This window comes from Desulfovibrio sp. 86 (assembly GCF_902702915.1).
GTDB lineage: Bacteria > Desulfobacterota > Desulfovibrionia > Desulfovibrionales > Desulfovibrionaceae > Desulfovibrio.
On the sequence record NZ_LR738849.1, the window covers coordinates 795,587 to 820,235 of the forward strand.

Here is a 24,649-nt window from a genome sequence, read left to right on the forward strand (position 1 = left end):
CTGCTCAAATAAATTATTTGTATTCCATAACGATGATCTTTCCATTCTGAACATCCGGCTCAACACGAAGATACTCAGAATTGGCTATGCCAAACTTGTTCATGACTTTTTTTAGTTCCTGAGGTGTATTTATAACTTCGTATTTTTGTGACACCTCGCACAGTTGCCCTTCCATTTGTAGAGAAAAATAGATTTTTATTAGAAAATCCTTGCGAAGGTTATATTTATGCATTACTGCGGCGAATGGCACACCAGCATTATGGTCCTCTGCTATTTTTGTTTTTAACTCTTCCATTTGTTGAGCGGTACGCCGACTTCGCTTAACTCCCACGCAATTATTGCCGGTTTTTTCGCATGCACGGGTGACCTGTGCATTGCTACTAATCTCATTGAAATCGCTTACCCCTATATCGTTGGGAGATGACATTACATCCGGAGAAGAGCTTCCATTTACGAGACTGCAGATATCAAGCATAATAGTCACCTTTTTTTAGATATTGACTGATACTACTGATAAACAGTGCATATTCAGCCCATCAATATTTTAAATTAATCAATAATTCCTACGAAAACTAACTAGCATTAGTTCATTTTACTAACATTTCACCCTCATTTACTTCAAAGTTTGATCCCATACCCCAAATAGACAATCGCACTCCTGCGGCCCTCTCTTAGGAGCAAAATTAACGCACACGACTGCGAAGCCAAGCTATGAATGCGGTTCTTTCGTAGCCAGCATATTTGCCAATCCTAATTTTTCCACTTGGCCCTTGCCCCTTTGAATCCAAATTGGCCAACCCGCCAGGCGTAATCAACGTCCCGCAATATTTGGGCACGTCACGGCGCGCAAAGATCGGTGGAAGCGCGCCCTCAAGTTCCTTCCAAAAATTTTCTACTGCTTTTTCTCCCATCGAAATTACCTCCTCATAATCGCCCAATACGATCAAAATTTATGATGCAGAGCGCTACTTGCTCTTGCGGCTAACATATAGCCTGTAAAAAATTTGTCTACAACTTAATGATATTATTGATTAATCTTAAAAAAATACTATTCAAAATTCAAAAATTCAGAAAGCTAACAGGCTACAATTATTCAATTTTTAAAATGACTATTCTTAATTTTTTCTTAAACTTTTTTTGTATTTTTTGCGGCGAGTGTGTGTTCAGGGGCGAGCAAAAAAAAAGCCGTCGGCATCCGACGGCTTTTTGGCAACTTTTTTGAAAAGGGGTCATTCTGATTGAGGTAACACGCCTTCTAAGCTTAATGCTGCTCTTTGAAGCGTATCAGGAGCAAGATGACTATACCTCTCGGTCATTTCCAACGTGCTATGTCCCATTAGCTTAGCAACGGTATAAAGAGGCGTACCCTTTTGCACCAACCATGAAGCAAACGTATGGCGAAGGCTGTGAAAGACTACTCTCTGGCGGGAGTCAGAAATTTCAATAGGAACTTGTGTTCCATCGGCTAGAGGTCGTAATTCTCCTGAGTTGTTGAGGCCTAAGTCTCGTACTGTACGTTCAAACGTATCTGAGACCCATTTACGCACAAGACCATCCTTACCAGGAAAGACATACTGTAGTTTTCTTTCTGATTCAGGAAGTCTACCTATCAGCATTCTGCGCACTTCTTCGCCCATAAATGCGTGACGATTTTTATTATTTTTTGTGTCTCTTATATAAATGGTGCCGTTAATAAAATCGATATCAGACCACGTAAGAGCATGCACTTCCCCAGCACGTAGACCGCAAAAAAGAGAAAGCAGCGCCATATCGTGCATATCAAGAGAACGACCACGCAGTGCGCTCAGCAATGCACATGCCTCATCAGGCGTAAGGAAACGCATTCGTCGATTGTCTTTCTTGGGAAGCTTTACCCGTTTCGTTGGAGAATTCCCAGAAACGAGACCTCGAGATGCGGCATGATTCCAGACCTGTGAAATGATTCCAAGGATTTTGGCCATAGTGGCTGGGCTTTTACCTTGTTCTGTGGCCTTCAATATGACATCTTCCACCATGTTAGTCGTGATTTTCTGTAAAGAAATCGATCCGATAATGGGGAAAATCCACTTACCAGCCATACTTTTTTCAAAGGCAATGGTTCTGGGATGTTTTCCAACGCACGAAGGCAAGTAATCGGAATCCCAAAATTCAGCTAGCGTGATATGGGTGCGGTGAGCAGCCTGTGCTTCAAGTTCTTCGGCTTGGCGGGCTTCGTTTTCCATCTGTCGCATGTCAGCCAAGGACTGTGGTCGCTTACCAGTTTTGATATTGTTTTTGATGATGGCGAGTAGCCCCGCCGCAGTGGCTGCGGATACTTTTTCAGAGGCCCAACCAACCCCTTCTTCCTTATCTTTGCCATTAAGTTTGTAGCGGATAAAAAAATAACGATCCGGTTTGATTCCATTTTTACGAGTTTTACTGTCTCTATACCTAACCCCAGGATGATTACTCTTAGTGGCCTCAGCCATATTTAAGATCCTACCTGTCTAAATTTTAGCCCCGCTATAGCCCCGCTTTCTTATTTCAAATGTCATGCGGAGTGGTGATGAGTGATGAAAAATTTACTAGCAAGACACTTGTTATAGCAAGACATTATTGTTAAATTTATGATGAACGATTACACATCATGAAGTATCTCAAAGTTATAATTTTATCCTTGGTAAGGATGAGGTCAGCAGTTCAATCCTGCTCAAGGGCTCCACGAAAGTTACGGGTCACTGCCTCGGCAGTGACCCGTTTTCTTTTGTGCACATGAATCCTCATGCATTCCCGGCATAGGGCTGGCGCTCCCCGCCCATGTGGCAGTGAAGGCAACCTGCACACGGTTCGTGCCCAAAGCACGCGAGAAAAGCGCGTCAGCCCGCATTTTCACAAAACGCCCGTTCCCCCTGCGACCACCTCCAGCCAACGCCCGCACTACGCGCCGGTCATGCTTTGCAGCCAGTTCACAAAACCGACAATGCGCGGGCGGTGCACATCTTCACGGCGCAAGGCCAAATGATAGCTTTGCGTGGACAGCAGTTCCTCCCCGAACGGGGCCACCAGCCTTCCCGCCGCCAGTGCCGCGCTGACAAGCTGCTTTCGCCCAAGGGCGACGCCCAGGCCGTTTTCCGCAGCCATGGCCGCCAGTTCCGACCTGTCAAAGCTGTAGCCGCTCTGAACGTTCAACCCCGTAACACCGCACTTCTCGGCCCAGCGCTGCCACTCGTCATAATACTGGCTGTTGGGCCAGGGCGTGTTGTCGTGCAGCAGCAGGCATTCCTTGAGGCCGTCCTTGCCTTTTTCGGGCAACTGCATGGCCCTGGCATATTCCGGCGAGCACACAGGCAGCACAAATTCCTGCATCAGGGGAATGACATGCAGACGCGAATCAGGCACGTCGCCATAAAAAATGGCGATATCCACCGAATCCGTTTCAAAATCCACCAGATCATTGCGGCAGCGTAAATGCACTTCCACACCAGGGTGCTGCGCCCTGAAGCCGGAGAGCCTCGGTACAAGCCATGTTCCTGCCAGAGACGGAGGACAGTGCACCATAAGCGTGCCCGTCAGGCCCAGATGGCGTATCCGGCGTATTTCATTCTCAAGATCCCACACAGGTCTTTGCAAAATATCATACAGGCGCTCGCCCTCGCCCGTCAGCGTGAGCCTGCGCGGGAAGCGGTGGAAGAGCGGAAAGCCAAGCGCTTCTTCAAGCTGGCGGATGCGGTGGCTCACAGCGCCCTGGGTGACGCACAGATCCGCTGCAGCCCTGGTGAAACTCAGATGTCGCGCCGCCGACAGAAAAAAGGGCACGGCTGGCATGACGTCCAGCAGTACGGACATGTCCATGGATTAGTTTTCCTAATGCATACGTGAAAGATTTTCGTTTGTCGTCATCACAGAAATACACCAAGGTGCATAAACAGGTAGAATTATACCCGCGTGTGTCACATGCAAAACCTTTTTGGAGCATCCCCCCATGAGCTCATATAACACATTAGAAAATTTGATACAAGAATATCCCCTGCTGCGCCAGATGGCTGCAGGGGAACCCGTGTGCTGGACAAATCCCGGACTGCGCCCCTTTGCCGAAGCCGCGGCCGACAATCCCTTTGGGCTTGAAGACGCGCTGGACGCCATGACCAGACTTGAGCGTTTCGCGCCCTACATTGCCCAGGTCTTTCCTGAAACTGCCGCACGTGGCGGCATCATTGAATCTCCCGTGCGTGAAGCGCCCGCCATGCGGGCGCGGCTGGAAGAACTGTGGAGCCTCCCCCTGCAGGGCAGGCTTTTTCTCAAGCTGGACAGCCAGTTGCCGGTATCCGGCTCCATCAAGGCGCGAGGCGGATTTTACGAAGTGATGGCCCTGGCGGAACGCCTTGCCCTGAAAAACGGCATCCTCAAGCCCGGCGACTGTTACAGCACGCTTGCCACGCCCGCTGCCAAGGAGGCCTTTGGCAAATATTCGCTGGCTGTGGGCTCCACGGGCAACCTTGGACTTTCGGTGGGCCTTATGGGCGCGGCTCTGGGCTTTAAAACCACCGTGCACATGTCGGGTGACGCCCGCCAGTGGAAAAAGGACCTTTTGCGCCAGCGCGGCGTCACCGTGGTGGAATATCCCGAAGACTACAGCAAGGCCGTGGCGGCCGGGCGCGCCCTGGCGGCCACTGATCCCTTCTGCCACTTTGTGGATGATGAAAGCTCGCGCGATCTCTTTCTTGGTTATGCGGTGGCCGGGCTTCGCCTCAAGCAGCAGCTCAAGGACGCGGGCATCCGCCCCGATGCGGAGCATCCCCTGTGCGTCTATCTGCCCTGCGGCGTGGGCGGCGGCCCTGGCGGCGTGACCTTTGGCCTCAAACTGGCTTTCGGCGATGCGGTTTCCTGCTATTTTGCGGAACCAACCCAGGCCCCTGCCGTCATTCTGGGCCTCATTACCGGGCGTGACGACGCCATTTCCGGCCAGGATCTGGGCCTGCCGGGCAAAACCGCCGCCGACGGCCTTGCCGTTTCGCGGCCTTCAGCCCTGGTGTGCCGCGCCATGCGCTCCCTTGTGAGCGGGCTGTACACCATGCGTGACGAAACCCTTTACCTGCTTTTGCACCATCTGTTCCAGACAGAGGGCATCTTTCTCGAACCTTCAGCCCTGGCCGGTTTTCCCGGTGTGCGTCACGTGGCGCGCGGCGGCTTTGGCCCGCATCCCCATGCGGCGCAAGGCACACATCTTGTCTGGTGCACGGGCGGCAGCCTTGTGCCCGAACAGGAACGGCAAACATATCTGGCCATGGGAGAAAAATGCGCTGCCGAGGCGACGCCGTACTGAATCTCACCATGCTTTTCTGACACTGGAGCAGATTTCGAATGAAATGAGTCAACTGCTCTGCAAGGATTTTCTTGAAAACCCTTGTCACGAAATGCGAGCAGGCAGGCTTTTGCCTGCCGTAAGCGAGTATTTCAAGTGTTAATTGCTCTAACCTGGAGGTGCGTATGCTGGATATCCTGATAAAAAACGCCCGCATTCTTGATGGAACGGGCAACCCCTGGCAACCGGGCGATGTGGCCGTACAGGACGGGCGCATTGTGGCCATGGGCCGTGTGGAGGGCGATGCGGCCCAAACCATTGACGCCGCCGGACTCTTCTGCACGCCGGGATTCATTGATCCTCACGGACATGACGAAGGCTATGCCCTCACCGATGAAGAAACCCATGCCAAACTTTCGCAGGGTGTAACCACGGACGTTTCCGGCAACTGCGGGCTGAGCCTGGCCCCGGTTTCGCCCGACCACACGGCCGAACTGGCCGCTGCCATGGCGCTGCTCACTCCGCCAAAAAACCTCAAGGATTTTGTGACCTTTGATGATTTTTTGCGCGCCATGGAAGCGCGCCCCCACGCCATCAACCTGGCCTATCAGGTAGGGCACGGGGCCTTGCGTATCGCCGTCACGGGCATGGAAAACCGCCCCGCAACGGTTAAAGAGCTGGACACCATGTGCGGCATGCTGCGCGAAGCCCTGCAAAGCGGGGCCGTGGGCATGTCTGTGGGCATGCTCTACCCTCCGGGAAACATCGCCTCTCAGGACGAGCTTGTGACACTGTGCCGCGTTTTGCGCGACTACGACCGCATCATGACCATCCACATCCGCGACGAAGCGGACGGGGTTGTGGAATCGGTGAAAGAAGCCATCGACCTGGCGCGGTTTTCGGGCTGTTTTGTCAACATTTCGCATCACAAGGCGCTGGGGCTTTCCAACTGGGGCAAGGTCAATACCACCCTTGGCCTTATTGAAGAAGCCAATGCTCAGGGCGTGGCCGTGGGCTTTGACCAGTACCCCTACAACGCCAACTGCACCGGCCTCAACACCATTCTGCCGCCAAGCTATCTGCTGAGCGACCAGGCCGAGCTTGTCAGCAATCTGCGCACGCCGGAATTTCGCGATCAGGCGCGGCACGCCATCATGAATCCCACAGAAATTTGGGACAACTACGCCCGCAACGTGGGCATGGACAGAACCCTTGTCATCAAGGCCGACGCCACCCCTGAGGCCGTGGGCATCCGCGTGTCGGAATACGCCGCCGCGCGTGGCCTTGAACCTATGGACGCCGCCTTCCAGCTGCTGGCGGACAATAATCTGGATGTGGTGGCCGTGTACTTCAGCATATCTGATGAGGATATCGCCACGGTCATGCGCAATATCAACGGCATGTTCGGTTCTGACGGCATCTATGTGCCCGGCGGCAAAAAGACGCACCCGCGCATCATGGGCACCATGCCCAGAGTACTGGGGCGCTATGTGCGCGAAAAGGGCGTGCTGCGCCTTGACGAAGCCGTGCGCAAGATGACCTCCCTGCCCGCCCGGCGCATGCGTCTGGCCCGCAAGGGGCTGCTGCTGGAAGGCTATGACGCGGACATTGTGCTCTTTGACGCGGCAACGGTCACGGACACGGCCGACTTCATCAAGGACAGCTACGCGCCCAATCAGGGCATACGGCACGTCATCGTCAACGGGCGCATAGCCATGACGGACAATATATATACCGGCGCGGCGTCCGGCCGGGTTTACCGGGCGCGCTGACGGGGGAAGGCGGCGAAGATCGCTTCGTCGCCCAGCTCACAAAGGGCTTTCCAGCTTTTCCGGGGGCGGAAGAGCCGGAAGGCGCGAGGACTGGATAGAGGATGTAAAGGCAACGTCAACAGACACCTACGAGGAGTGCTCCATGCCCAAGAGATGGAAATACCGGTACACCGTGCTGGTCATCATGTTCATGACCTATTTGCTCTGCTACATGGACCGTATGGTCATGGCCACGGCCATCCCCTTTATCGCGGATGAATTCGGCCTGACCACCCTTGAAATGGGCGGCGTCATGAGCGCCTTTTTCTTCAGTTACGCCATATTGCAAATTCCCGGCGGCATTCTGGCCGACCGCTTTGGTTCGCGCCCGGTCATGGCCTTTGGCATTGCCTGGTGGTCCGTCTTCACGGCCATGACGGCTATTGCCAAAAGCCTGAACCCGCTGATTCTCATCCGCGTGGCCTTTGGTCTTGGCGAAGGCGTCTTTCCTCCGGCTGCATTTAAAACCATCGCGGCATGGTTTCCCAAAAAAGAAGTCGGGCGGGCCAATGGCTTCATGCTGACCACCAATTCGCTCGGACCCGCCCTGGCTCCGCTGTTCGTGGCTGGCGTGGTGGCGGCCTGGGGCTGGCGCAGCGTGTTTTTGAGCCTGCTTTTCCCCGGTGTTATCATTGCCTTGCTGGTGTGGTTTTTTGTGTCCAACACGCCGCAGCAAAGCAAGCATATGAGCAAGGAAGAACTGGCTGATTACGAAGAGGACGAAGCCGCCGCACCCGCCGTCACGCACAAGCGCGGCATTGGCGATGTGGTCAGGATGCCCATTGTATGGTGGTGCTTCTTCACGCTGTTCTTCTACAACATCGCCTTCTGGGGCATTGCAAGCTGGCTGCCCACATACCTGCTCAAATCGCGCGGTTTCAGCCTTTCACAAATGGGCGTGGGGGCCTCACTGCCCTTCTTTATGGGAACCATCGGCTTTTATCTCAGCGGCCACATTTCAGACAAGTTCTTTCGCAATGCCCGGCAAATGCCCGTTGTGATCGGGGCCGTCATCGGGGCTGTTTTCGTCTACCTCACGGCCATTGCGCCTTCGGGCAATCTTGCCATTGCCGCGCAGATGGTGGGCTTCTTCTTCATCACCATAGGCCTTTCAGCCATCTTCACCCTGCCTGTGGCCGTCATGCCCAAGGAAATGGTTGGTTCCGCAGCTGGCGTGGTCAATACGGCCGGGCAGATCGCGGGGTTCCTGTCACCCCTGCTGGTGGGCTACATACTTTCGGTAACTGGCAACAACTACACCATCGTCTTCAATCTCTTTGTGGGCTGCCTCGCCATAGCCGCACTTCTCTCAACGCGCATCAGGAAGGCTACCGATCACTAGAGCGTTTTCAAAGTGAAATTGCTCTGGGCCCAGGGCGACGTTGAAAGGTACGCTGCCAGAAGCAGATTCACAGTGCGAGGCCTGACTGACAGCACAAATATTCCGGCAATCCATCCGCTGAAATCCGGCTGCCTGCTGCTGCTCCCGTGATGCAGGGCCAGACCGGAAAAACCAGCACCATTCCCGCAGGAATGGTGCTGGTTTTATTTTGTGCCCATGCGTCATGGCACGGGTGCGTTTGCGAAGACGCGAGCGCTGTTAACGAGGCTGGGAACCCGGACAAACAGGGCAACATATCCCCGCCCAACGCCTGCTCCCGTTGCCGTCAGAGCCATGGCAACGAAAAAACGCTGTTCCGAAAGGCCGCGCCTCAGGCAAGCTCTTCAGCCAGCCAGCGCCGTATGAACTTCTGCCCCGCCGTGCGGGCGGCTTCTCCCAATCGCAGCGCGTCCGCCCGTATGGCACGGGGGTCGTTGCCGGTCTGGGCCAGTTCGCAGCAATGGCCGATAAGCCAGGTATCCATAAGCCTTGCGTCCATTTCCGCATGAAATTGCAGACCAAGCTGGCCGCGCCCGCAGGAAAATGCCTGATGCGGCGTCAAAGGCGTTGCGGCTAGCAGTTCGCATCCTGCCGGGACGTCAAACGTGTCGCCGTGCCAGTGGAGCACAGGGGCATCGGCAAGCTCCGCCAGAGGTCCGCGCAGCCCCGCTGCGGTCACGTCCACCGTGCCCCAGCCTATTTCTTTTTTCGGCCCGGCATAGACCTTTGCGCCAAGAGCGGCGGCCATAATCTGCGCCCCAAGGCAAATGCCCAGCAAGGGCTTGCCCGAGGCCAGCCGCTCCGCCACCATGGCCCTTTCGTCAAGCAGGAAGGGATAGATGTCTTCTTCGCCCACGCCAATGGGGCCGCCCAGGACCACGGCCAGATCCGCATCCTTCCACAAATCGCTGGTCATGGGGCTCACCCCGGCCTGCACGTAGGTCACGTCATAGCCGGCCTCTCTCAAAGGCTGTTCAAAAACGCCCAAATGCTCAAAAGCCACATGCTGCACGGCAACACAACGTTTCATATTTCCCTCACAGGCAGTACGTTACAGCCCCGTTATCCACAAGAACACCCCCCCGCGTCAAACCATTTTTGCCCTGTGAGCGTGGCGTGATCGCGTCCTGCCGGATGGTTTACGGTAAGCAGGGTAAGGCCGGACTCCAGAGTCTCCCTGCTGGTCTCAAGCCCGGTCAGCAGCGCAAAGCTGTCCAGCCAGCGCGGCGGATGATCGCAGCGAACCTGCAACTGGATAAAAGGTTTTTTTTCAAAGAAGACCAGAAGAGCCTCCCGTGAGGTGAACAGGGGGTCAACCTCCTTGGCCTCCACCATATCGAGAAAAAAACGCCCTGGCGCTATCTCGCGCGGCGTGCTGGCAGATGGTCGCGACGAAGGCGCGGCCGGGTTGCGCAGGGCATTCAGAACACTGCCGCGCACAGCCTCCAGGGCCAGAACGTCAAACCTGTCCATAATGCAGATGTTGAAGCCAAGGGCATCCAGCATGCCGTACAGGGCTCCATTGTCGTCCGTGCCCACCAGTATGCGGCAAGCGCCCAGCGTCCGCACCAGATGGTCCAGCTTTTCGCGCAGGCCGCCGATGCTCTCCTTACCAGTCAGGGCGAAACCGGTTTCGCTCTCCGGCTGCCATCCGTCTTCACCTCTGGCGTACACTGACACAACACTGGCAGTGGGGGGAGCCGCAAGCTCTCCGGCCCCATCCATAAAGACTGCAATTCTGCCTCCATCGAGCAACGTGGTCATAAAGCCTCCCGCTTTTTGCCTGTCTACGCATGCCTACGGCCGGGCACTTCTGCACCTTGGCGCTAGTGCCCCGGCCATACGACAATGTCTGGCAGGCAGAATTGCAAAAACCGTGCGCTTTCAGACAAGCTTTGGAGAAATCCGCCCCTGGCCCGGCTCCCCTGCCATACAACAGCTGTTTTCACCTCCCGCCTGCCCTACCTGTGGGCCGCACACAGAAAATGTGTACCCAGGCGCACAAACAGCCACGTCCACGTTCAGGCCGCGCTGAACCGCCGTTAAAAAATATACTTATATTTTAGTAATTTATAAGATAGCCCCAACGGGGAGATACCGTTTCTGTAAAAAAGAGTGAACATATAACATACTGTAATTTATTATTTTTAATGCACTTTGTACAACTATGTACGAATTTACGTGATGTGTACGCTTCAGTACACAGAGGCACGAGTCCTTTTATAAAAAATACATTTAATCAATATAGTTATATACAACAACCACCTCTGGCATACCCGATGCAATTACGGCTGCAAACAACGACAGGGCCAAACCTGGCCCCTGCCTCAAACAGCCGGAACCCGGCGGGAGAACGCTTATGCCTCGCAAAATCGCTATTTACGGCAAGGGCGGCATCGGCAAGTCCACCACCACTCAGAACACTGCGGCCGCCATGGCCCATTTTCACAACAAGAAGATCTTCATCCACGGCTGCGACCCCAAGGCCGACTCCACCCGCCTCATTCTCGGCGGCAAGCCGCAGGAAACGCTTATGGACACCCTGCGTGCCCTGGGCGCTGAAAAGGTCACCCTGGACAAGGTCGTGAAGAAGGGCTTCAAGGACATCCTCTGCGTGGAATCCGGCGGCCCCGAACCCGGCGTTGGCTGTGCGGGACGCGGCGTCATCACGGCCATTGACCTTATGGAAAATCAGGGCGCGTACACGGACGATCTGGACTTTGTGTTCTTTGACGTTCTGGGCGACGTGGTGTGCGGCGGCTTTGCCATGCCCATACGCGACGGCAAGGCCCAGGAAGTCTACATCGTGGCTTCTGGTGAAATGATGGCCATCTACGCCGCCAACAACATCTGCAAGGGGCTTCTCAAGTATGCCAAGCAGAGCGGCGTGCGCCTCGGCGGCATCATCTGCAACAGCAGAAACGTGGACAAGGAAAAAGAATTTCTTGAAGAGTTCACCGCATCCATCGGCACGCAGATGATCCACTTCGTCCCCCGCGACAACATCGTGCAGAAGGCGGAATTCAACAAAAAAACCGTCACGGAATTCGACGATTCCGTCAATCAGGCCCAGGAATACAGCATGCTGGGCGAAAAAATCATCAACAACAAGAATTTTGTCATCCCGCAGCCCCTGACCATGGACCAGCTTGAAGCCATGGTCGTGAAATACGGCATCAGCGACTAACCCTAGGGCAATTTACGAATGAAATGAGTCAATTGTTCTGCAAGGATTTGCGTACAAATCCTTGCCACGAAACAGGCGCAGGCGCGCGTTGCCCGCCGTAAAGCGACTGTTTCAAGTGCAAAATTCTATAAAGGAGCGCCACATGAAAATGGTACGAGCTGTCATACGACCGGAGAGCACGGAACTTGTGGTGGATGCCCTCGCCGCTTCGGGCTTTGTGGCCCTGACCAAGATACAGGCCTTCGGCCGCGGCAAGCAGAAAGGCATAGACAGCGGCAATGTACACTATGACGAGTTGCCCAAGAACCTGCTTATGCTCGTGGTAGAGGACGAACACGTTCCCCAGGTGCTGGAGGTGGTGCAAAAGCAGGCCAAGACAGGCAGCTTTGGCGACGGCAAGGTTTTCGTCTCCCCTGTGGACACCGTCTTCACCATCCGCACCGGCCAGGAAGGCGTCTAGGAGGCGACATGAAGGAAATAATCGCCATCATACGGCCCAACAAGGTCACAGCCACAAAACGGGCACTGGACCGCCTGGGCTTCCCGAGCATGAGCGTCGTGGCCGTTTTCGGGCGCGGCAAGCAAAAGGGGATCGCCAACGAGGTCGCTGTGGAAATCAGCCCCATAGTGCGGGGGCTGGGCAGCTTCAAGGGCATGCCCTATGTGCCCAAACGACTGCTTTCCATCGTGGTTCCCGCCGAAATGCTCAACAAGGTTTTGAACACCATCATCAAGGTAAACCAGACCGGGGACATCGGCGACGGCAAGGTCATCGTCTGTCCTGTGGAAGACGCTCTGCGGGTTCGCACGGGCGAAACGGGCCAGGCCGCCATCCTGTAAGCTCACAGCAAGGAACATCCCATGCCATACCATCTCTTCAAGTGCAGTGAATGCATACCCGATCGCAAGATGCACGCCGTGGTCAAGGGCGAAAACGAAGACCTGTCCTCCTGCCTGCCGCTGGGCTATCTGAACACCATTCCCGGCACCATTTCCGAACGCGGGTGCGCCTTCTGCGGGGCCAAGCACGTTATCGGCACGCCCATGAAGGACGTTATCCATCTCTGCCACGGCCCCGTGGGATGCACCTACGACACATGGCAGACCAAAAGGTACATCAGCGACGACGGCAACTTCCAGCTCAAGTACACGTTTGCATCGGACATGAAGGAAAAGCACGTGGTCTTCGGCGCCGAAGACCAGTTGCGCAACAGTATTGTCGAGGCTTTCAAGGCCTTCCCGCACATCAAGCGCATGACCATCTACCAGACCTGCGCCTCGGCCCTTATCGGCGACGACATCAACGCCCTGGCCCAGGAAATTATGGAAGAAATGCCCGATGTGGACATTTTTGTGTGCAACTCGCCCGGCTTCGCCGGCCCCAGCCAGTCCGGCGGGCACCACAAGATCAACATCGCCTGGATCAACCAGAAAGTCGGCACCTATGAGCCGGAAATCACCAGCCGCTACGTGATCAACTATGTGGGCGACTACAACATCCAGGGCGATGTGGAAGTCATGTGCGACTACTTCCGCCGCATGGGCATTCAGGTGCTTTCGGTCTTCACGGGCAACGGCCGCTACGACGATCTGCGCGGCATGCACAAAGCCCAGCTCAACGTGCTGGAGTGCGCCCGCTCGGCAGAATACATCTGCAACGAACTGCGCACCCGTTACGGCATCCCCCGGTTGGATATCGACGGCTTCGGTTATGAGATGATCAGCGAATCCCTGCTCAAAATCGGGCTTTTCTTCGGGCTGGAAAAAGAAGCCCAGGCCATCATCGACGAAGAGACAGCCCGCTGGAAGCCCGAACTGGACTGGTACGCCAAGCGGCTCAAGGGCATCAAGGTCTGCCTGTGGCCCGGCGGTTCCAAGCTGTGGCACTGGGCCCACATCATAGAAAAGGAAATGGGCCTGAACGTGGTTTCCATCTACTCCAAGTTCGGCCACCAGGGCGACTTTGAAAAGGGCATAGCCCGCGTCAAGCCGGGAACCCTCGCCATCGACGATCCCAACGAACTTGAAGGCCTGGAGGCAATGGAACAGTGGAAGCCGGACATCATCTTCACCGGCGTGCGCCCCGGCGAGGTCGCCAAAAAAATCCGCGTGCCGTATCTGAACGCCCACGCCTACCACAACGGCCCGTGGAAAGGATTTGAAGGCTGGGTGCGGTTTGCCCGCGACATATACAATGCCGTGTATTCGCCCATTCACCAGCTGTCCGGCATTGATATCAGCAAGGACGACTTCCCGCTGGATCGCGGGTTCATGACCCAGAGGCTGATATCCGGCCCGGATATCAAGGACGAGAATGGCGAACGCCAGTATACGGGCAAGTACGACTGCGTGACCCCGTTGCGCAGCAAGGAATACCCGCCCTACCCCGAACCTCTTTCACAGGCCGTGTAGAGCAGGAGCAGAGACATGGGAGCCCAAACAAACGATCACTATGTGGAAAAAGTCATCGACTACATCATGCGCAAATGCCTGTGGCAGTTCCACTCACGGGCCTGGGACAGGGAGCGGCAGAACGCGGGCATCATGACCCAGACCACGCAGATACTCTGCGGCGAGCAACCCGACGTTCAAACCCCCGAAAACCGCTGCTACTGGGTTGATGCTGTCATGATGGCCCGGGGCCTGATCGGAGAAAACCCCGAACTGGCAGACATGAACAACGACGACATTCGCCTGTTCATGACGGATGCCAAAAAGAGACTGGATTTTCTGACTATTCACGGTTCACTGAACCAGGAACTGACAGATCCCAAGTACTGAGTACCAGTCCAAGCAGAAGAGGTGAGCCATGTCTTGCGAAATAATGGAAAAAGAACGGTCAGGGGTCATCAACCCCATTTTCACCTGTCAACCCTGCGGCGCGCAGTATGTCAGCATCGGCGTCAAGGACTGCATCGGCATTGTCCACGGCGGTCAGGGCTGCGTCATGTTCGTGCGCCTGCTATTCGCCCAGCACTTCAAGGACAACTTCGAAGTGGCGTCCTCCTCCGTGCATGAAGACGGCGCGGTCTTCGGGGCCACCAACAGGGTGGAAGAAGCTGTGGACGTGCTGCTTATGCGTTATCCGGACGTGAAGGTCGTGCCCATCATCTCCACCTGTTCCACGGAAATCATCGGCGACGACATCGATGGCGTGGTGACCAAGCTTAACAACGGCCTGCTCAAGGAAAAATATGCGGACCGTGAGGTGCACCTCATCGCAATACATACGCCAAGCTTTGTGGGCAGCATGATCAGCGGTTACGACATCGCGCTGCGGGATTTTGTGACGCACTTCGCCGAAAAGGGCGAACCCAACGGCAAGCTCAACCTCCTTACCGGATGGGTGAACCCCGGTGACGTCAAGGAGCTCAAGCACCTGCTCAGCCTGATGGACGTGGACGCCACCGTGCTTCTGGAAATTGAAAGTTTCGACTCGCCCCTGTTGCCCGACGGCACGGGCAAATCCCACGGCAGCACCACCATTGCGGATCTCAAGGGAACCGCCAATGCCGTGGGAACCATCGCCCTGGCCCGGTACGAAACAGGCAGGGCGGCAAAGTACCTTGAAAAAGAGTTCGACCTGCCCACCGTCATAGGCCCCACGCCCATAGGCATCCGCAATACGGACGTTTTTTTGAAAAACGTGCAAAAGCTCACGGGCAAGCCCATCACGCAGGCTCTGGTGCACGAACGCGGCATAGCCATGGATGCCCTTGCTGACCTCACCCATATGTTCCTGGCGGACAAAAAGGTGGCCATCTACGGCAATCCCGATCTGGTCATCGGCCTGGCCCAGTTCTGCCTTGATCTGGAAATGAAGCCCGTCCTGATTCTGCTTGGCGACGACAACCCGCACTATGCCGAAGACCCGCGCCTCAAGGAAATGAAGGACAATGTGGACTTTGACATGCAGATCGTCACCAACGCCGACCTCTGGGATCTGGACGGCCGCCTCAAGCGTGGCGAAGTGGAACTGGATCTCATACTCGGCCACTCCAAGGGGCGCTGGGCCGCCATAGACAACAATGTGCCCATGCTGCGCGTGGGCTTTCCCACCTATGACCGTGCCGGCCTCTACCGTTACCCCGTCATGGGATACGCCGGAGCCGCCTGGCTTGCGGAAAATATGGCCAACACCCTGTTTACCGATATGGAATACAAAAAGAACAAGGAATGGATACTGAACGTCTGGTAGCTGTTCGCAGTGTGCCTGCCTTCAGACAATCACCCTCAACACGGACATGCAGTTATGGATATCACCGCCAGCTTTGACCGATACGGGCGCAAGGACAGGCAGTACTACTTCGCCTATGGTTCCAATATGCATCCCGCCCAGATCAGCACGCGTTGCGCCGCGCCCCGCGCGGTCTGCACCGCCTGCCTGGCGGATCACAAGCTGGCGTTTCACGGTCGCAACAGGGTTTGGGACGGCGGCATGGCAACCGTCGTTCCGGCCCAGGGCCGCGAGGTTTGGGGAGTCTTGTATGAACTGGGCTTCGGCGACAGCCTCAGCCTTGACCTGTGGTGCAGTGCGCGGCTGGACGGCGGCGGGGCCTATTTTCATTATCCTGTGCTTGTGCGCGATGGCGCTGGCGAAGAGCATGCGGCAGTGCTGTACAAAAAGGACGTGCTCGGCACGCCTGTGCCGCCCAGCAGCGAGCATATGGCATTCATTCTGGAGGCGGCCCGCATGCGCAGCCTGCCTCCCCGGTATCTGCAAATTCTGGAAAAGATGGAAAGCACGCCCGCGCGCTATGACGTCCCACGCGAGGCAAAACAGTTGCACGGCGTGCTTGTGGAAGCTACCTGCCATGAGTGCGCCGGGTAAGACCAGACGGTCTGGCCCTCTGCCCGGCGCGCCCCTTCAGGCAAAGACACAGCAATGACAACCGTTCAGCACTTCAAAGGAGAGCGCATGCAGGCGCGCATGAAGGAACACCAGCTCACGGCGGATCAGATCGTGGCCCTTCTGGACAAGGCCCCAGTGGGGCATCTTGGCACAGTGGATGAAAAGGGCTTTCCCTATGTAACGCCCGTCCACTTTGTCCGTCTTGGCGACAGCATATATTTTCACGGCCTTGCCAGGGGGCGCAAGCTCGCGAACCTTGCCGCCGACCCCAAAGTCTGTTTTGAGGTTGCGGGCGAGCACAGCTACATCCAGGCAGATGCCCCGTGCGACACCAATACGGCCTATCGGAGCGTCATCATCACGGGCAGGGCCGCGACGGTGGAGGCTCTTGACCTGAAAACCCGCGCGCTTGACGCCATTGTCGCCAAGTATACGCCGCAGCACAGCGGCGCGAGCTTCCCCGCGAACATGCTGCAAATGACGGCCGTGGTCGAAATCACCATTATTGAAATTACCGGGAAGTACTATGCCTAGTTCTGGGGCAAGGATACACGGATAAAAAGAGGTTCCCTACAGAACCGGCTTGCGGACGGCGCGGGCGTGAACAAGGCCATGTGAGGCCAAAACCGCGCGACCGCTCATGTACCCTGAAAGATGGTTCGGTTTTTCATGCGTGTCGAACTCTATGACGCAGAGCTTCAGTGTGAGGCCGACGAATGCAGGGGTAAAATCATCACCCTGCTCCTGCGGGTCGGCAAACTGCTTTCCGAGCAGAACGACGTTGTGGCGGCTCTGGACAGCCTGCTGTCTTACATGCGGCGGCATATGGGCATGCAGCGCGCCGCCATAAACCTGTTGCACAGGGAATCAGGACATGTTTTTGCCTACCGCTGCACGGGCATGACCCCCTCGGAACAGGACAGAGGCGTGTACCACGTTGGCGAGGGCATCACCGGCAAGGTTGTGGAAAACGCGACGCCCATCGTGCTGCGGCGCATCGGCAGCGAACCGGATTTTCTCAACCGCACCGGAACCATCATGCTGGACAGCGACAAGGACATGTCCTTCATCTGCGTGCCCATCCACCTGGGCCCCAAGGTTTTGGGAGCCATCAGCGCCAGCCGCCTGTACCAGAGCGATGCTGCGCTGCGCAAACATGTGAACGTCCTGAGCGTCATGGCGCAGATGCTGGCCCATGCCGTTGAGCTGTATCTTGTGGAAAACATTGACCGTGTGGAATGGGAAAAGCGTACCCGCCTGCTGCTCAGCCAGTTGAAGGAGCGTTTTCATCCCGACAACATGATCGGCATTTCCCGCCCCATGCAGGAGGTGTATGAACTCATCCACAAGGCTTCACCCACCAAGGTGACGGTACTTCTGCTGGGCGAAAGCGGCGTGGGCAAAGAAATGGTGGCCAACGCCCTGCACTATGGCGGGCTGCGGCCCGGCGGCCCCTTTATCAAATGCAACTGCGCCGCCCTGCCCGAAAGCATCGTGGAAAGCGAGCTTTTCGGGCATGAAAAAGGCTCTTTCACAGGGGCCAGCTTTCGCAAGGGACGCTTTGAAGATGCTGACGGCGGCACCATTTTTCTGGACGAAGTGGGCGAACTGTCGCTGGCCGTGCAGGCCAAGCTGCTGCGATTGCTGCAAGAGCGCCAGTTCGAGCGTGTGGGCGGCAACCGCAGCATTGCCGTTGACATCCGCATCATCGCCGCCACCAACCGCGACCTTGCCGAAATGGTGACGCAGGGCACGTTTCGCGAAGATCTGTACTACCGCCTGAATGTCTTTCCCGTAATGATTCCTCCGCTGCGTCAGCGCGGAGACGATGTGGTGGCCCTGGCGGAGCACTTCATGAACTATTATGCCAAGGAGGCGGAAAAAAACATCACGGGCATTTCCACATCAGCCATGAATCTGCTGGTGCGGCACAACTGGCCAGGCAACGTGCGCGAACTTGAGAACGTCATCCACCGCGCCGTGATCCTGGCTGAAGGCGAGATTCTTCACGCCCACGACCTGCCCCTGGCATTGCACCCGCAAACGTCCCCCGGCAAGGGGCAGCCCCCCAATCTGGAAAACAGGCTGGCGTCCATCGAATACGACATGCTGGTGGAAACCCTGCGCAGATGCCAGGGCAATATGAGCAAGGCCGCCGAAGCCCTGGGGCTTACGCGACGCACCATGGGCCTGCGCATGAAGCGCTTCAATCTGAACTACAAGCAGTTCCGCGAGGGCGGGTAAGGCGTCAGACCGTGTTGCCGGGCGAAACACCCAGGCCATGGTCAGCCCCTCGGCTCAACACCGTTTTTTCAGCTGGCATGCCTGGCAAAACTACGAAGCTGCCTTTTCCTTCTTTCCCCGGCGCGGCCGCGCGCTGCTGATGAGCACGCCGGCCACCACAAGCGCCCCGCCCACAAGGCTCAGCAAGGGCAGGCGCTCACCGGCCATGCGCCCGAAAATGGCCGCCCATACGGGTTCTCCGGCATAAATGAGGGTGGCGCGGGTGGGCGAAATGGTTTTTTGCGCCCAGTTCATGACCAGCTGGATGAGGGCTGTGGCAACCCCAAGCCCGCAGGCGCTGCACACGAGCAGCCAGGAAAACCCCGGCACAGGCTCACCCACAATGGGCATAAGGCTGAAACTCAGTATCGAGGTAACGGTCACCTGTACAACAGTGACCCTGCGCACATTGACCGACCCAGCAAAGTAGCCGATGAACAGAATCTCAAGAGCGCAGGCCACGGCTCCCAGGAGCGTGAGCATCTCGCCGGCGCCGAAGCCAAGCGAAACGCCGTCAGGCCCGGCCAGCAAAATCAGCCCCACCAGGGCGCAACCCACGCCAAGCCATGCCATGGCGCTTGGGCGGTGCCGCATGAACAGCCATTGTAAAACAGGCACGGCAGGCACATAAAAAGCCGTTATAAATGCTGATTTGCTGGCAGAGATGGTCACAAGTCCATACGACTGCAAGGCATAGCCGCCCAGCAGCGAAAGCCCTATGAGGAATCCGGCAAAAAGCTCGTGCAGGGTAAGTCCGCGCAGAATGGGCAAAGAAATGGCCAGAAGCGCCAGAGCCGCCGATCCAAAACGCAGGCCCACAAAAAACAGGGGGCCGGTAACGTCCAGAGCGTTGCGTATAATAAGAAACGTCGTGCCCCAGATCATAGTTACGCCAACCAGCGCCCATTCGCCCTGGCTGAGCTGAAAAAATCTTTTATCCCGCATGATGGAAAATACCTGACCCCTCGTGAGCAAGGCTGGGGCAAAAAGCATTATGCCCAGGCCATGTCTGACAACGTGCAGCGCAGTTTTCTGCCGACCCCAATTGCCAGATGGTCGGCGTAACTGCCATTGCGGTACGCAATAAAACACAAAAAATCGCCGGACGATTGCGGCGCAACACATTGAGGCCGCATTACAAATCCGACTCCGGCCAGGGCACTGTAGCTTGTGGCAGTACAAAAGGGAACCGGTAAAACCGGTTCCCTTTCTGCGGCCAGAACATGGCCGGGACATGCCTTTCGTGACGTCACTGGCTCACGAAAGCGGGCGTATCACAAATTGTATTTTTTCTTCGCCTTGTACCCAAGCCACACAAGAATCAGCCACACCGGCACCGCCTCCACCGAGCCTGCCATGCCGATCTGCGTCAGCACCACAAGCACCACGGCCATGAAAAGCAGGCAGAGATAATTGGACAGCGGAAACCAGAAGGCTTTGAACACGATCTTTTCACCGGCCTTTACCTTGGCGGCCCGAAACTTTATGTGCGTAAGGCTGATCATGGCCCAGTTGATGACAAGGGCCGCCACCACCAGCGCCATAAGCATGCCAAGGGCCTGGGCGGGCATAAAATAGTTCAGCAGCACGCACAACAGCGTTGCGCCCGAGGATATCATAAGCGCGGGAACCGGCACGCCCCTGGCGCTGACTTGGGCCAGCGCCTTGGGCGCGTTGCCCTGAAGCGCCAGCCCGTAAAGCATGCGGCTGTTGCAGTACACGCAACTGTTATACACGGACAGCGCCGCGGTCAGCACCACAAAGTTAAGCACATGCGCCGCCGAGGGAACGCCGATAAGATCAAAAATCTGCACAAAGGGGCTGGCCACCATGGCTTCGGCCCAGCGGCTCTTGTCCACTGGAGCGCCAAGCTTGTTCCAGGGATGCAGGGTCAGCAGCACGGTGAGCGCGCCGATGTAGAAGATGAGAATGCGGTAGATAAGCTGGTTGACGGCCTTGGGGATGGTTTTTTGCGGATTGGCCGTTTCTGCGGCGGCAATGCCCACAAGCTCAAGCCCGCCAAAGGAAAAGCTCACCACGGCCAGAGAAGTGAAGACGCCGCCCCAGCCTCTGGCAAAAAAGCCGCCGTATTCCCAAAGGTTGCTGACGCTGGCGTCGGGCCCTGCGTTGCCGGACACCAGAAGAAAGGTGCCAAGGGCAATCATGGCAACAATGGCCGCAACCTTGATGGAGGCGAACCAGAACTCCATCTCGCCAAAAACGCTCACCTGGGCAAGGTTGATGCCATTGATGAGAAGAAAGAAAAAAGCCGTGGTCTGCCACGGCTCAATGCCCGGAAACCAGTACTGCACGTACACGGCCACGGCAGTGAGTTCCGACATGCCCACCAACACGTACAGTATCCAGTAGTTCCAACCGGAGAGCAGACCGGGGAATTCGCCCCAGTACTTGTAGGCAAGATTGCTGAAAGACCCGGCCACAGGCTCCTGCGCCATCATTTCGCCAAGCTGGCGCATGATGAGAAAAGCGATAAACCCGCCGATGGCATAGCTGAGAATAACGGCAGGACCGGCCATTTGAATCGTGCCCGCAGATCCGAGAAAAAGGCCTGTACCAATGGCTCCGCCAAGGGCAATCAGCTGGATGTGCCTGTTTTTTAAGGCACGGTGTAGTTCTTGTGTGTCTTTTTTCATACCTGGCCCTTAGGTTATAATGATTCGGGAAGCCATAGCAGCATTCCGAACTTTTGAAAAGACGGCTGGCCCCGGTGCAACGCCTCCAACGCCTTCGAAACGGCTTTGGGCCTGCCGATTTTTTTGGCGGCATGTAAAAAGTCCGCCGCCACACTGGACAGATGCGCGCCAGTATCGTAAAATTTTTTGGAATAATAAATTTTTTAATAAAAATTGCAGCACTGCGGCCAATACCGCAGAAAATGGGCGCATACTACGTCAAAACGAACAGCTTTCGTCAACCAGAGGAGATCGCCATGAGTACCGTTTTGGGAACGCTTGACCATGTTCTGCTGATGGCCCCCGGCCCCAGCCCCGTTGCCTCCAACGTCCTGCAGGCCATGAGCCTGCCCACCCTTGGGCACCTCGACCCCGACTGCATCAAGGTTATGGATGCCATTCAGGGGCAGTTGCGGGCCGTGTGCAAAACCGGCAACGACGTTACCTTTCCCATTTCCGGCACAGGCTCGGCCGGTATGGAAACGTGCTTCGTCAACCTGATCGAGCCTGGCGACGCCGTGCTTGTGATCAATAACGGCGTATTCAGTTCCCGCATGGTGGAAGTGGCCTCGCGGCTTGGAGCAGAAGTGGACGTGGTGGAAAGCCCCTGGGGCACGCCCGTCAAGGTGCAGGACGTCAAGGCGCAACTGGCGAAAAAGCATTACAAGATTCTGGCCGTGGTGCATGCCGAGACATCCACGGGCGTGAACAACCCTGTGGCCGAATTGGGCGAACTCGTCAAGGGCAGCGACACCCTGTATCTCGTGGACAGCGTGGCCGGACTTGGCGGCGTGGACGTGCAGGTGGACAACTGGGGCGTCGATGCCTTTTACAGCGGGTCGCAAAAATGCCTTTCCGTCCCCCCCGGCCTTGCGCCCGCGTCGTTCTCCGAGGCTGCCATGGACGCCATGGCCAAACGCAAGACCAAGGTGCCCAACTGGTATCTGGACGTGTCGCTTATCCGCAAATACTGGGAAGGCTCCCCGCGTGTGTACCACCACACCGCGCCCATAAACATGTACTACGGCCTGCACCAGGCCCTGGACAACCTGCTGACCGAAGGGCTGGACGCGGCATTCGCGCGCCACAAGGCCATGCACCAACGCCTGGTGGACGGCCTCGCTGCCCTGGGCTTCAGCCTCTATGTCAAGGAAGGCGCGGCCCCGCAGGTGAACCTCTTTGTACCGCCCGCCGGCGTGGACCCCAACGCGCTGAAGGGCTGCCTGCGCGAAAAGCATAAAATCGAAGTGGCTGGCGGGCTGGGCGCCCTGGCTGGCAAGGTGCTTCGTGTGGGCGTCATGGGCGAAGGCGCGCGGCCTGAAGCCATTGACAAGCTGCTCGCGGCCATTCGTGCCTGCATGGGCAAATAATATCCCGACCATCCCTGCGGGCGGCGGTCAAGGCTGCCGCCCGCATTCATACTACGTTCAAAAAAATCCGGGCCGTTGGTGGAAGGGCCATGCCGTAAACGCGTCAGCGCCTGTTTTTCCGCACGGCTACACGCCAGACGCCCGCAGACATTGAGCGCAAACGCGCGAAATGGGATCAACGCCGCCGCTGCCATGGCATGCCTGCCAATGGCGACAACGATTGCGAAGAGCAGGCTGCAGGCGCAGATGCAGGCACACCTGTTGCCATTATACGGGGTTTGAGCGGCGCGCCGGATGGAGCCTGCGCCGTGCTGCCTACCTGCTGGCAAGAGCGTTCAGCCAGCGGGTGATGCAAGACTTCGCGGGCAGAGTAAAGGAAGCACTCATTTAAGGGCCTCCTGGAAACGCGCAGGTATTTCGTTTGGCAAGGCGCGATCTTTTTTTGAAGCAGGAGTCGACTCTTCCGTCCTCGACTGTTTCAAAAAAGTGAAGCAAGTCCGCCAAACGGAATACATCAGCGTTTCCTAATATGTGATCACGTCTTCAGGTGAGCGTCAACGCTTGCGGCGCATCGAAGTCTCAAGGCGTCACAGCGCCAGCGCTCAAACCTTTTCTTCGTTGCTCTCTGCCTTAACCGTCATGGCCTTGCTGATGGAGGCGGCGCGGCGCTCACTGTTTTTCTTTTTTTCAATCTCTTCTGAAACGCGCCTGAAAAAATCCTCCGGCTGAACTCGCAAAGCTTCGCAAATGGAATAGATGGCATTGACGGTCGGCTTTTTCAACTCCCGTTCAATGTCTCGCAAATAGCGTCTCTCAAGGCAGGCAAAGTCAGCCAGAGACGACTTGGTCATGCCGCGCTCTGCCCGCAACACCTCAATCACCCTGGCAATGGCGCTCGAAAGGTATGGATATACTTTCATGAGTATCAATTACACCAAATTTTGCCGATGAGCATGTGCTATAGTACTCATAAATTGAGTACTATAGTTCACTTTCTTTTTTTCCGGTTTCTTTTTTAAGCAACAATCGCCGCACAATTCTTTTTTCCACATATTCATACCCCCTATATTCCTGTCATTCTGCTTTAAAAAACATTTATACCCCCCACCTCAAATAGGTTTATAAATAAATAGACATCCACTCTACATATGATGCAACACAAATATACATTATACACTATTAACATTAGTGCATGCATATAGACATTCAATAACACAATTGTAAGTTGCACAACATTATTAAACGATTTGTAGTTATGTTTATTGAAAGTAAAAATTAAACATAAATCATTAGCAATAACTTTACTGCGCCACATAGATAACAAAATTGGTAACTACATACTATCATATAAAAATATTGTTAAACATTTTTCTTTATTTTCAAGAGCCTTTGAAACCCAAAAAAAGAATAGCCACTATTATCGGTTAGCGAGTTAACGGCACATTTAAAAACAAATTTATTTTTATATATCAATAAATTATAGACACATTTCTTACCCGGGGACACAGCCCCGGCACAAATTGTCCGTAATGGTCAATTGATACTTGCTTCAACAATCCAATAAATGTAGAGTAATCCATCATTTGTCACCAATCCATTACTGCGAGCCAAATTCCCGCCTCTTTTTCTCCACGCAGCGAATGTTGGTCCAGGGTGATGTGATTTACGTAATTGTTGCCCCAATCGCTGGCGCCCCCAGAGAACATAGACTATACTATATACAGGGTAGTTCCCCCGCTAGCTCAAAACCCACTATGCGGGTGGTATGCTTCTGTGGCATCGGACAAACGC

22 protein-coding genes are annotated in these 24,649 nt (G+C 55.7%); 13 read left to right on the top strand and 9 right to left on the bottom strand.

What is annotated here, in order from left to right:
- Positions 1–13: 13 nt before the first annotated feature.
- From DESU86_RS03440 to DESU86_RS03455, 4 genes are all read right to left on the bottom strand, one after another.
- A complete protein-coding gene (locus tag DESU86_RS03440) occupies positions 14–475 on the bottom strand; it encodes a hypothetical protein (protein ID WP_179979766.1) in 462 nt (153 codons plus the stop codon).
- Positions 476–683: 208 nt separating this feature from the next.
- Positions 684–911 (bottom strand): hypothetical protein, encoded by a 228-nt coding sequence (locus tag DESU86_RS03445; RefSeq protein WP_179979767.1) that lies wholly within the window; start codon positions 909–911, stop codon positions 684–686.
- Positions 912–1,229: 318 nt separating this feature from the next.
- A complete protein-coding gene (locus DESU86_RS03450) occupies positions 1,230–2,468 on the bottom strand; it encodes a tyrosine-type recombinase/integrase (protein WP_179979768.1) in 1,239 nt (412 codons plus the stop codon).
- 448 nt (positions 2,469–2,916) lie between these two features.
- Positions 2,917–3,831, bottom strand: coding sequence for a LysR substrate-binding domain-containing protein (locus tag DESU86_RS03455; protein WP_179979769.1), 915 nt, complete (start codon positions 3,829–3,831; stop codon positions 2,917–2,919).
- A gap of 130 nt (positions 3,832–3,961) precedes the next feature.
- Between DESU86_RS03455 and DESU86_RS03460 the strand changes: the two genes are divergently transcribed.
- The 3 genes from DESU86_RS03460 to DESU86_RS03470 all read left to right on the top strand — a co-directional run bounded on the left by DESU86_RS03460 (position 3,962) and on the right by DESU86_RS03470 (position 8,434).
- Positions 3,962–5,302: a D-serine ammonia-lyase gene (locus tag DESU86_RS03460; RefSeq protein ID WP_179979770.1), complete on the top strand. Its 1,341-nt coding sequence runs from the start codon at positions 3,962–3,964 to the stop codon at positions 5,300–5,302.
- A gap of 164 nt (positions 5,303–5,466) precedes the next feature.
- Positions 5,467–7,053 carry an N-acyl-D-amino-acid deacylase family protein gene (locus DESU86_RS03465; protein WP_179979771.1) on the top strand — a complete coding sequence of 529 codons (1,587 nt, stop codon included), beginning with the start codon at positions 5,467–5,469 and terminating at the stop codon, positions 7,051–7,053.
- A gap of 142 nt (positions 7,054–7,195) precedes the next feature.
- On the top strand, positions 7,196–8,434 hold the full coding sequence (locus DESU86_RS03470; RefSeq protein ID WP_179979772.1) for an MFS transporter: 1,239 nt from the start codon (positions 7,196–7,198) through the stop codon (positions 8,432–8,434).
- 370 nt (positions 8,435–8,804) lie between these two features.
- On the opposite strand, the gene DESU86_RS03475 is transcribed toward DESU86_RS03470, so the two are convergent.
- Both DESU86_RS03475 and DESU86_RS03480 read right to left on the bottom strand, forming a co-directional pair.
- Positions 8,805–9,503, bottom strand: coding sequence for a glutamine amidotransferase (locus tag DESU86_RS03475; RefSeq protein ID WP_179979773.1), 699 nt, complete (start codon positions 9,501–9,503; stop codon positions 8,805–8,807).
- 32 nt (positions 9,504–9,535) lie between these two features.
- Positions 9,536–10,237 carry a Fe-only nitrogenase accessory AnfO family protein gene (locus tag DESU86_RS03480; protein WP_179979774.1) on the bottom strand — a complete coding sequence of 234 codons (702 nt, stop codon included), beginning with the start codon at positions 10,235–10,237 and terminating at the stop codon, positions 9,536–9,538.
- A 595-nt stretch (positions 10,238–10,832) separates the two neighbouring features.
- Between DESU86_RS03480 and nifH the strand changes: the two genes are divergently transcribed.
- The 9 genes from nifH (at position 10,833) to DESU86_RS03525 (ending at position 18,756) form a co-directional block, all read left to right on the top strand.
- Positions 10,833–11,660, top strand: coding sequence for a nitrogenase iron protein (gene nifH / locus DESU86_RS03485; RefSeq protein WP_179979775.1), 828 nt, complete (start codon positions 10,833–10,835; stop codon positions 11,658–11,660).
- A 142-nt stretch (positions 11,661–11,802) separates the two neighbouring features.
- Positions 11,803–12,120 (top strand): P-II family nitrogen regulator, encoded by a 318-nt coding sequence (locus DESU86_RS03490; protein ID WP_179979776.1) that lies wholly within the window; start codon positions 11,803–11,805, stop codon positions 12,118–12,120.
- Between the two features lie 8 nt (positions 12,121–12,128).
- Complete coding sequence (locus DESU86_RS03495) at positions 12,129–12,500, top strand: P-II family nitrogen regulator (RefSeq protein WP_179979777.1); 372 nt, start codon at positions 12,129–12,131, stop codon at positions 12,498–12,500.
- 21 nt (positions 12,501–12,521) lie between these two features.
- Positions 12,522–14,072 carry a nitrogenase iron-iron protein, alpha chain gene (anfD, locus tag DESU86_RS03500; RefSeq protein ID WP_179979778.1) on the top strand — a complete coding sequence of 517 codons (1,551 nt, stop codon included), beginning with the start codon at positions 12,522–12,524 and terminating at the stop codon, positions 14,070–14,072.
- 15 nt (positions 14,073–14,087) lie between these two features.
- Entirely contained in the window at positions 14,088–14,441 is a 354-nt protein-coding gene (anfG, locus tag DESU86_RS03505; RefSeq protein WP_179979779.1) for a Fe-only nitrogenase subunit delta, read from the top strand.
- A 28-nt stretch (positions 14,442–14,469) separates the two neighbouring features.
- Positions 14,470–15,858, top strand: a complete 1,389-nt coding sequence (gene anfK, locus DESU86_RS03510) for a Fe-only nitrogenase subunit beta (protein WP_179979780.1) — start codon at positions 14,470–14,472, stop codon at positions 15,856–15,858.
- A 54-nt stretch (positions 15,859–15,912) separates the two neighbouring features.
- A complete protein-coding gene (locus DESU86_RS03515) occupies positions 15,913–16,491 on the top strand; it encodes a gamma-glutamylcyclotransferase family protein (protein ID WP_179979781.1) in 579 nt (192 codons plus the stop codon).
- Between the two features lie 87 nt (positions 16,492–16,578).
- Entirely contained in the window at positions 16,579–17,046 is a 468-nt protein-coding gene (locus DESU86_RS03520) for a pyridoxamine 5'-phosphate oxidase family protein (protein ID WP_179979782.1), read from the top strand.
- A 135-nt stretch (positions 17,047–17,181) separates the two neighbouring features.
- Positions 17,182–18,756 carry a sigma-54-dependent Fis family transcriptional regulator gene (locus tag DESU86_RS03525; protein WP_232088245.1) on the top strand — a complete coding sequence of 525 codons (1,575 nt, stop codon included), beginning with the start codon at positions 17,182–17,184 and terminating at the stop codon, positions 18,754–18,756.
- A 90-nt stretch (positions 18,757–18,846) separates the two neighbouring features.
- Here the strand turns inward: DESU86_RS03525 and DESU86_RS03530 are convergent, their stop codons facing one another.
- Both DESU86_RS03530 and DESU86_RS03535 read right to left on the bottom strand, forming a co-directional pair.
- Positions 18,847–19,740 carry a DMT family transporter gene (locus DESU86_RS03530; RefSeq protein WP_179979784.1) on the bottom strand — a complete coding sequence of 298 codons (894 nt, stop codon included), beginning with the start codon at positions 19,738–19,740 and terminating at the stop codon, positions 18,847–18,849.
- Positions 19,741–20,069: 329 nt separating this feature from the next.
- Positions 20,070–21,449, bottom strand: a complete 1,380-nt coding sequence (locus DESU86_RS03535) for an amino acid permease (RefSeq protein ID WP_179979785.1) — start codon at positions 21,447–21,449, stop codon at positions 20,070–20,072.
- A 296-nt stretch (positions 21,450–21,745) separates the two neighbouring features.
- Here DESU86_RS03535 and DESU86_RS03540 point away from each other — a divergent pair, with 296 nt between their 5' ends.
- Positions 21,746–22,858, top strand: a complete 1,113-nt coding sequence (locus DESU86_RS03540) for a pyridoxal-phosphate-dependent aminotransferase family protein (protein WP_179979786.1) — start codon at positions 21,746–21,748, stop codon at positions 22,856–22,858.
- A gap of 602 nt (positions 22,859–23,460) precedes the next feature.
- Here the strand turns inward: DESU86_RS03540 and DESU86_RS03545 are convergent.
- Complete coding sequence (locus tag DESU86_RS03545; RefSeq protein ID WP_179979787.1) at positions 23,461–23,778, bottom strand: helix-turn-helix domain-containing protein; 318 nt, start codon at positions 23,776–23,778, stop codon at positions 23,461–23,463.
- Positions 23,779–24,649: the final 871 nt, after the last annotated feature.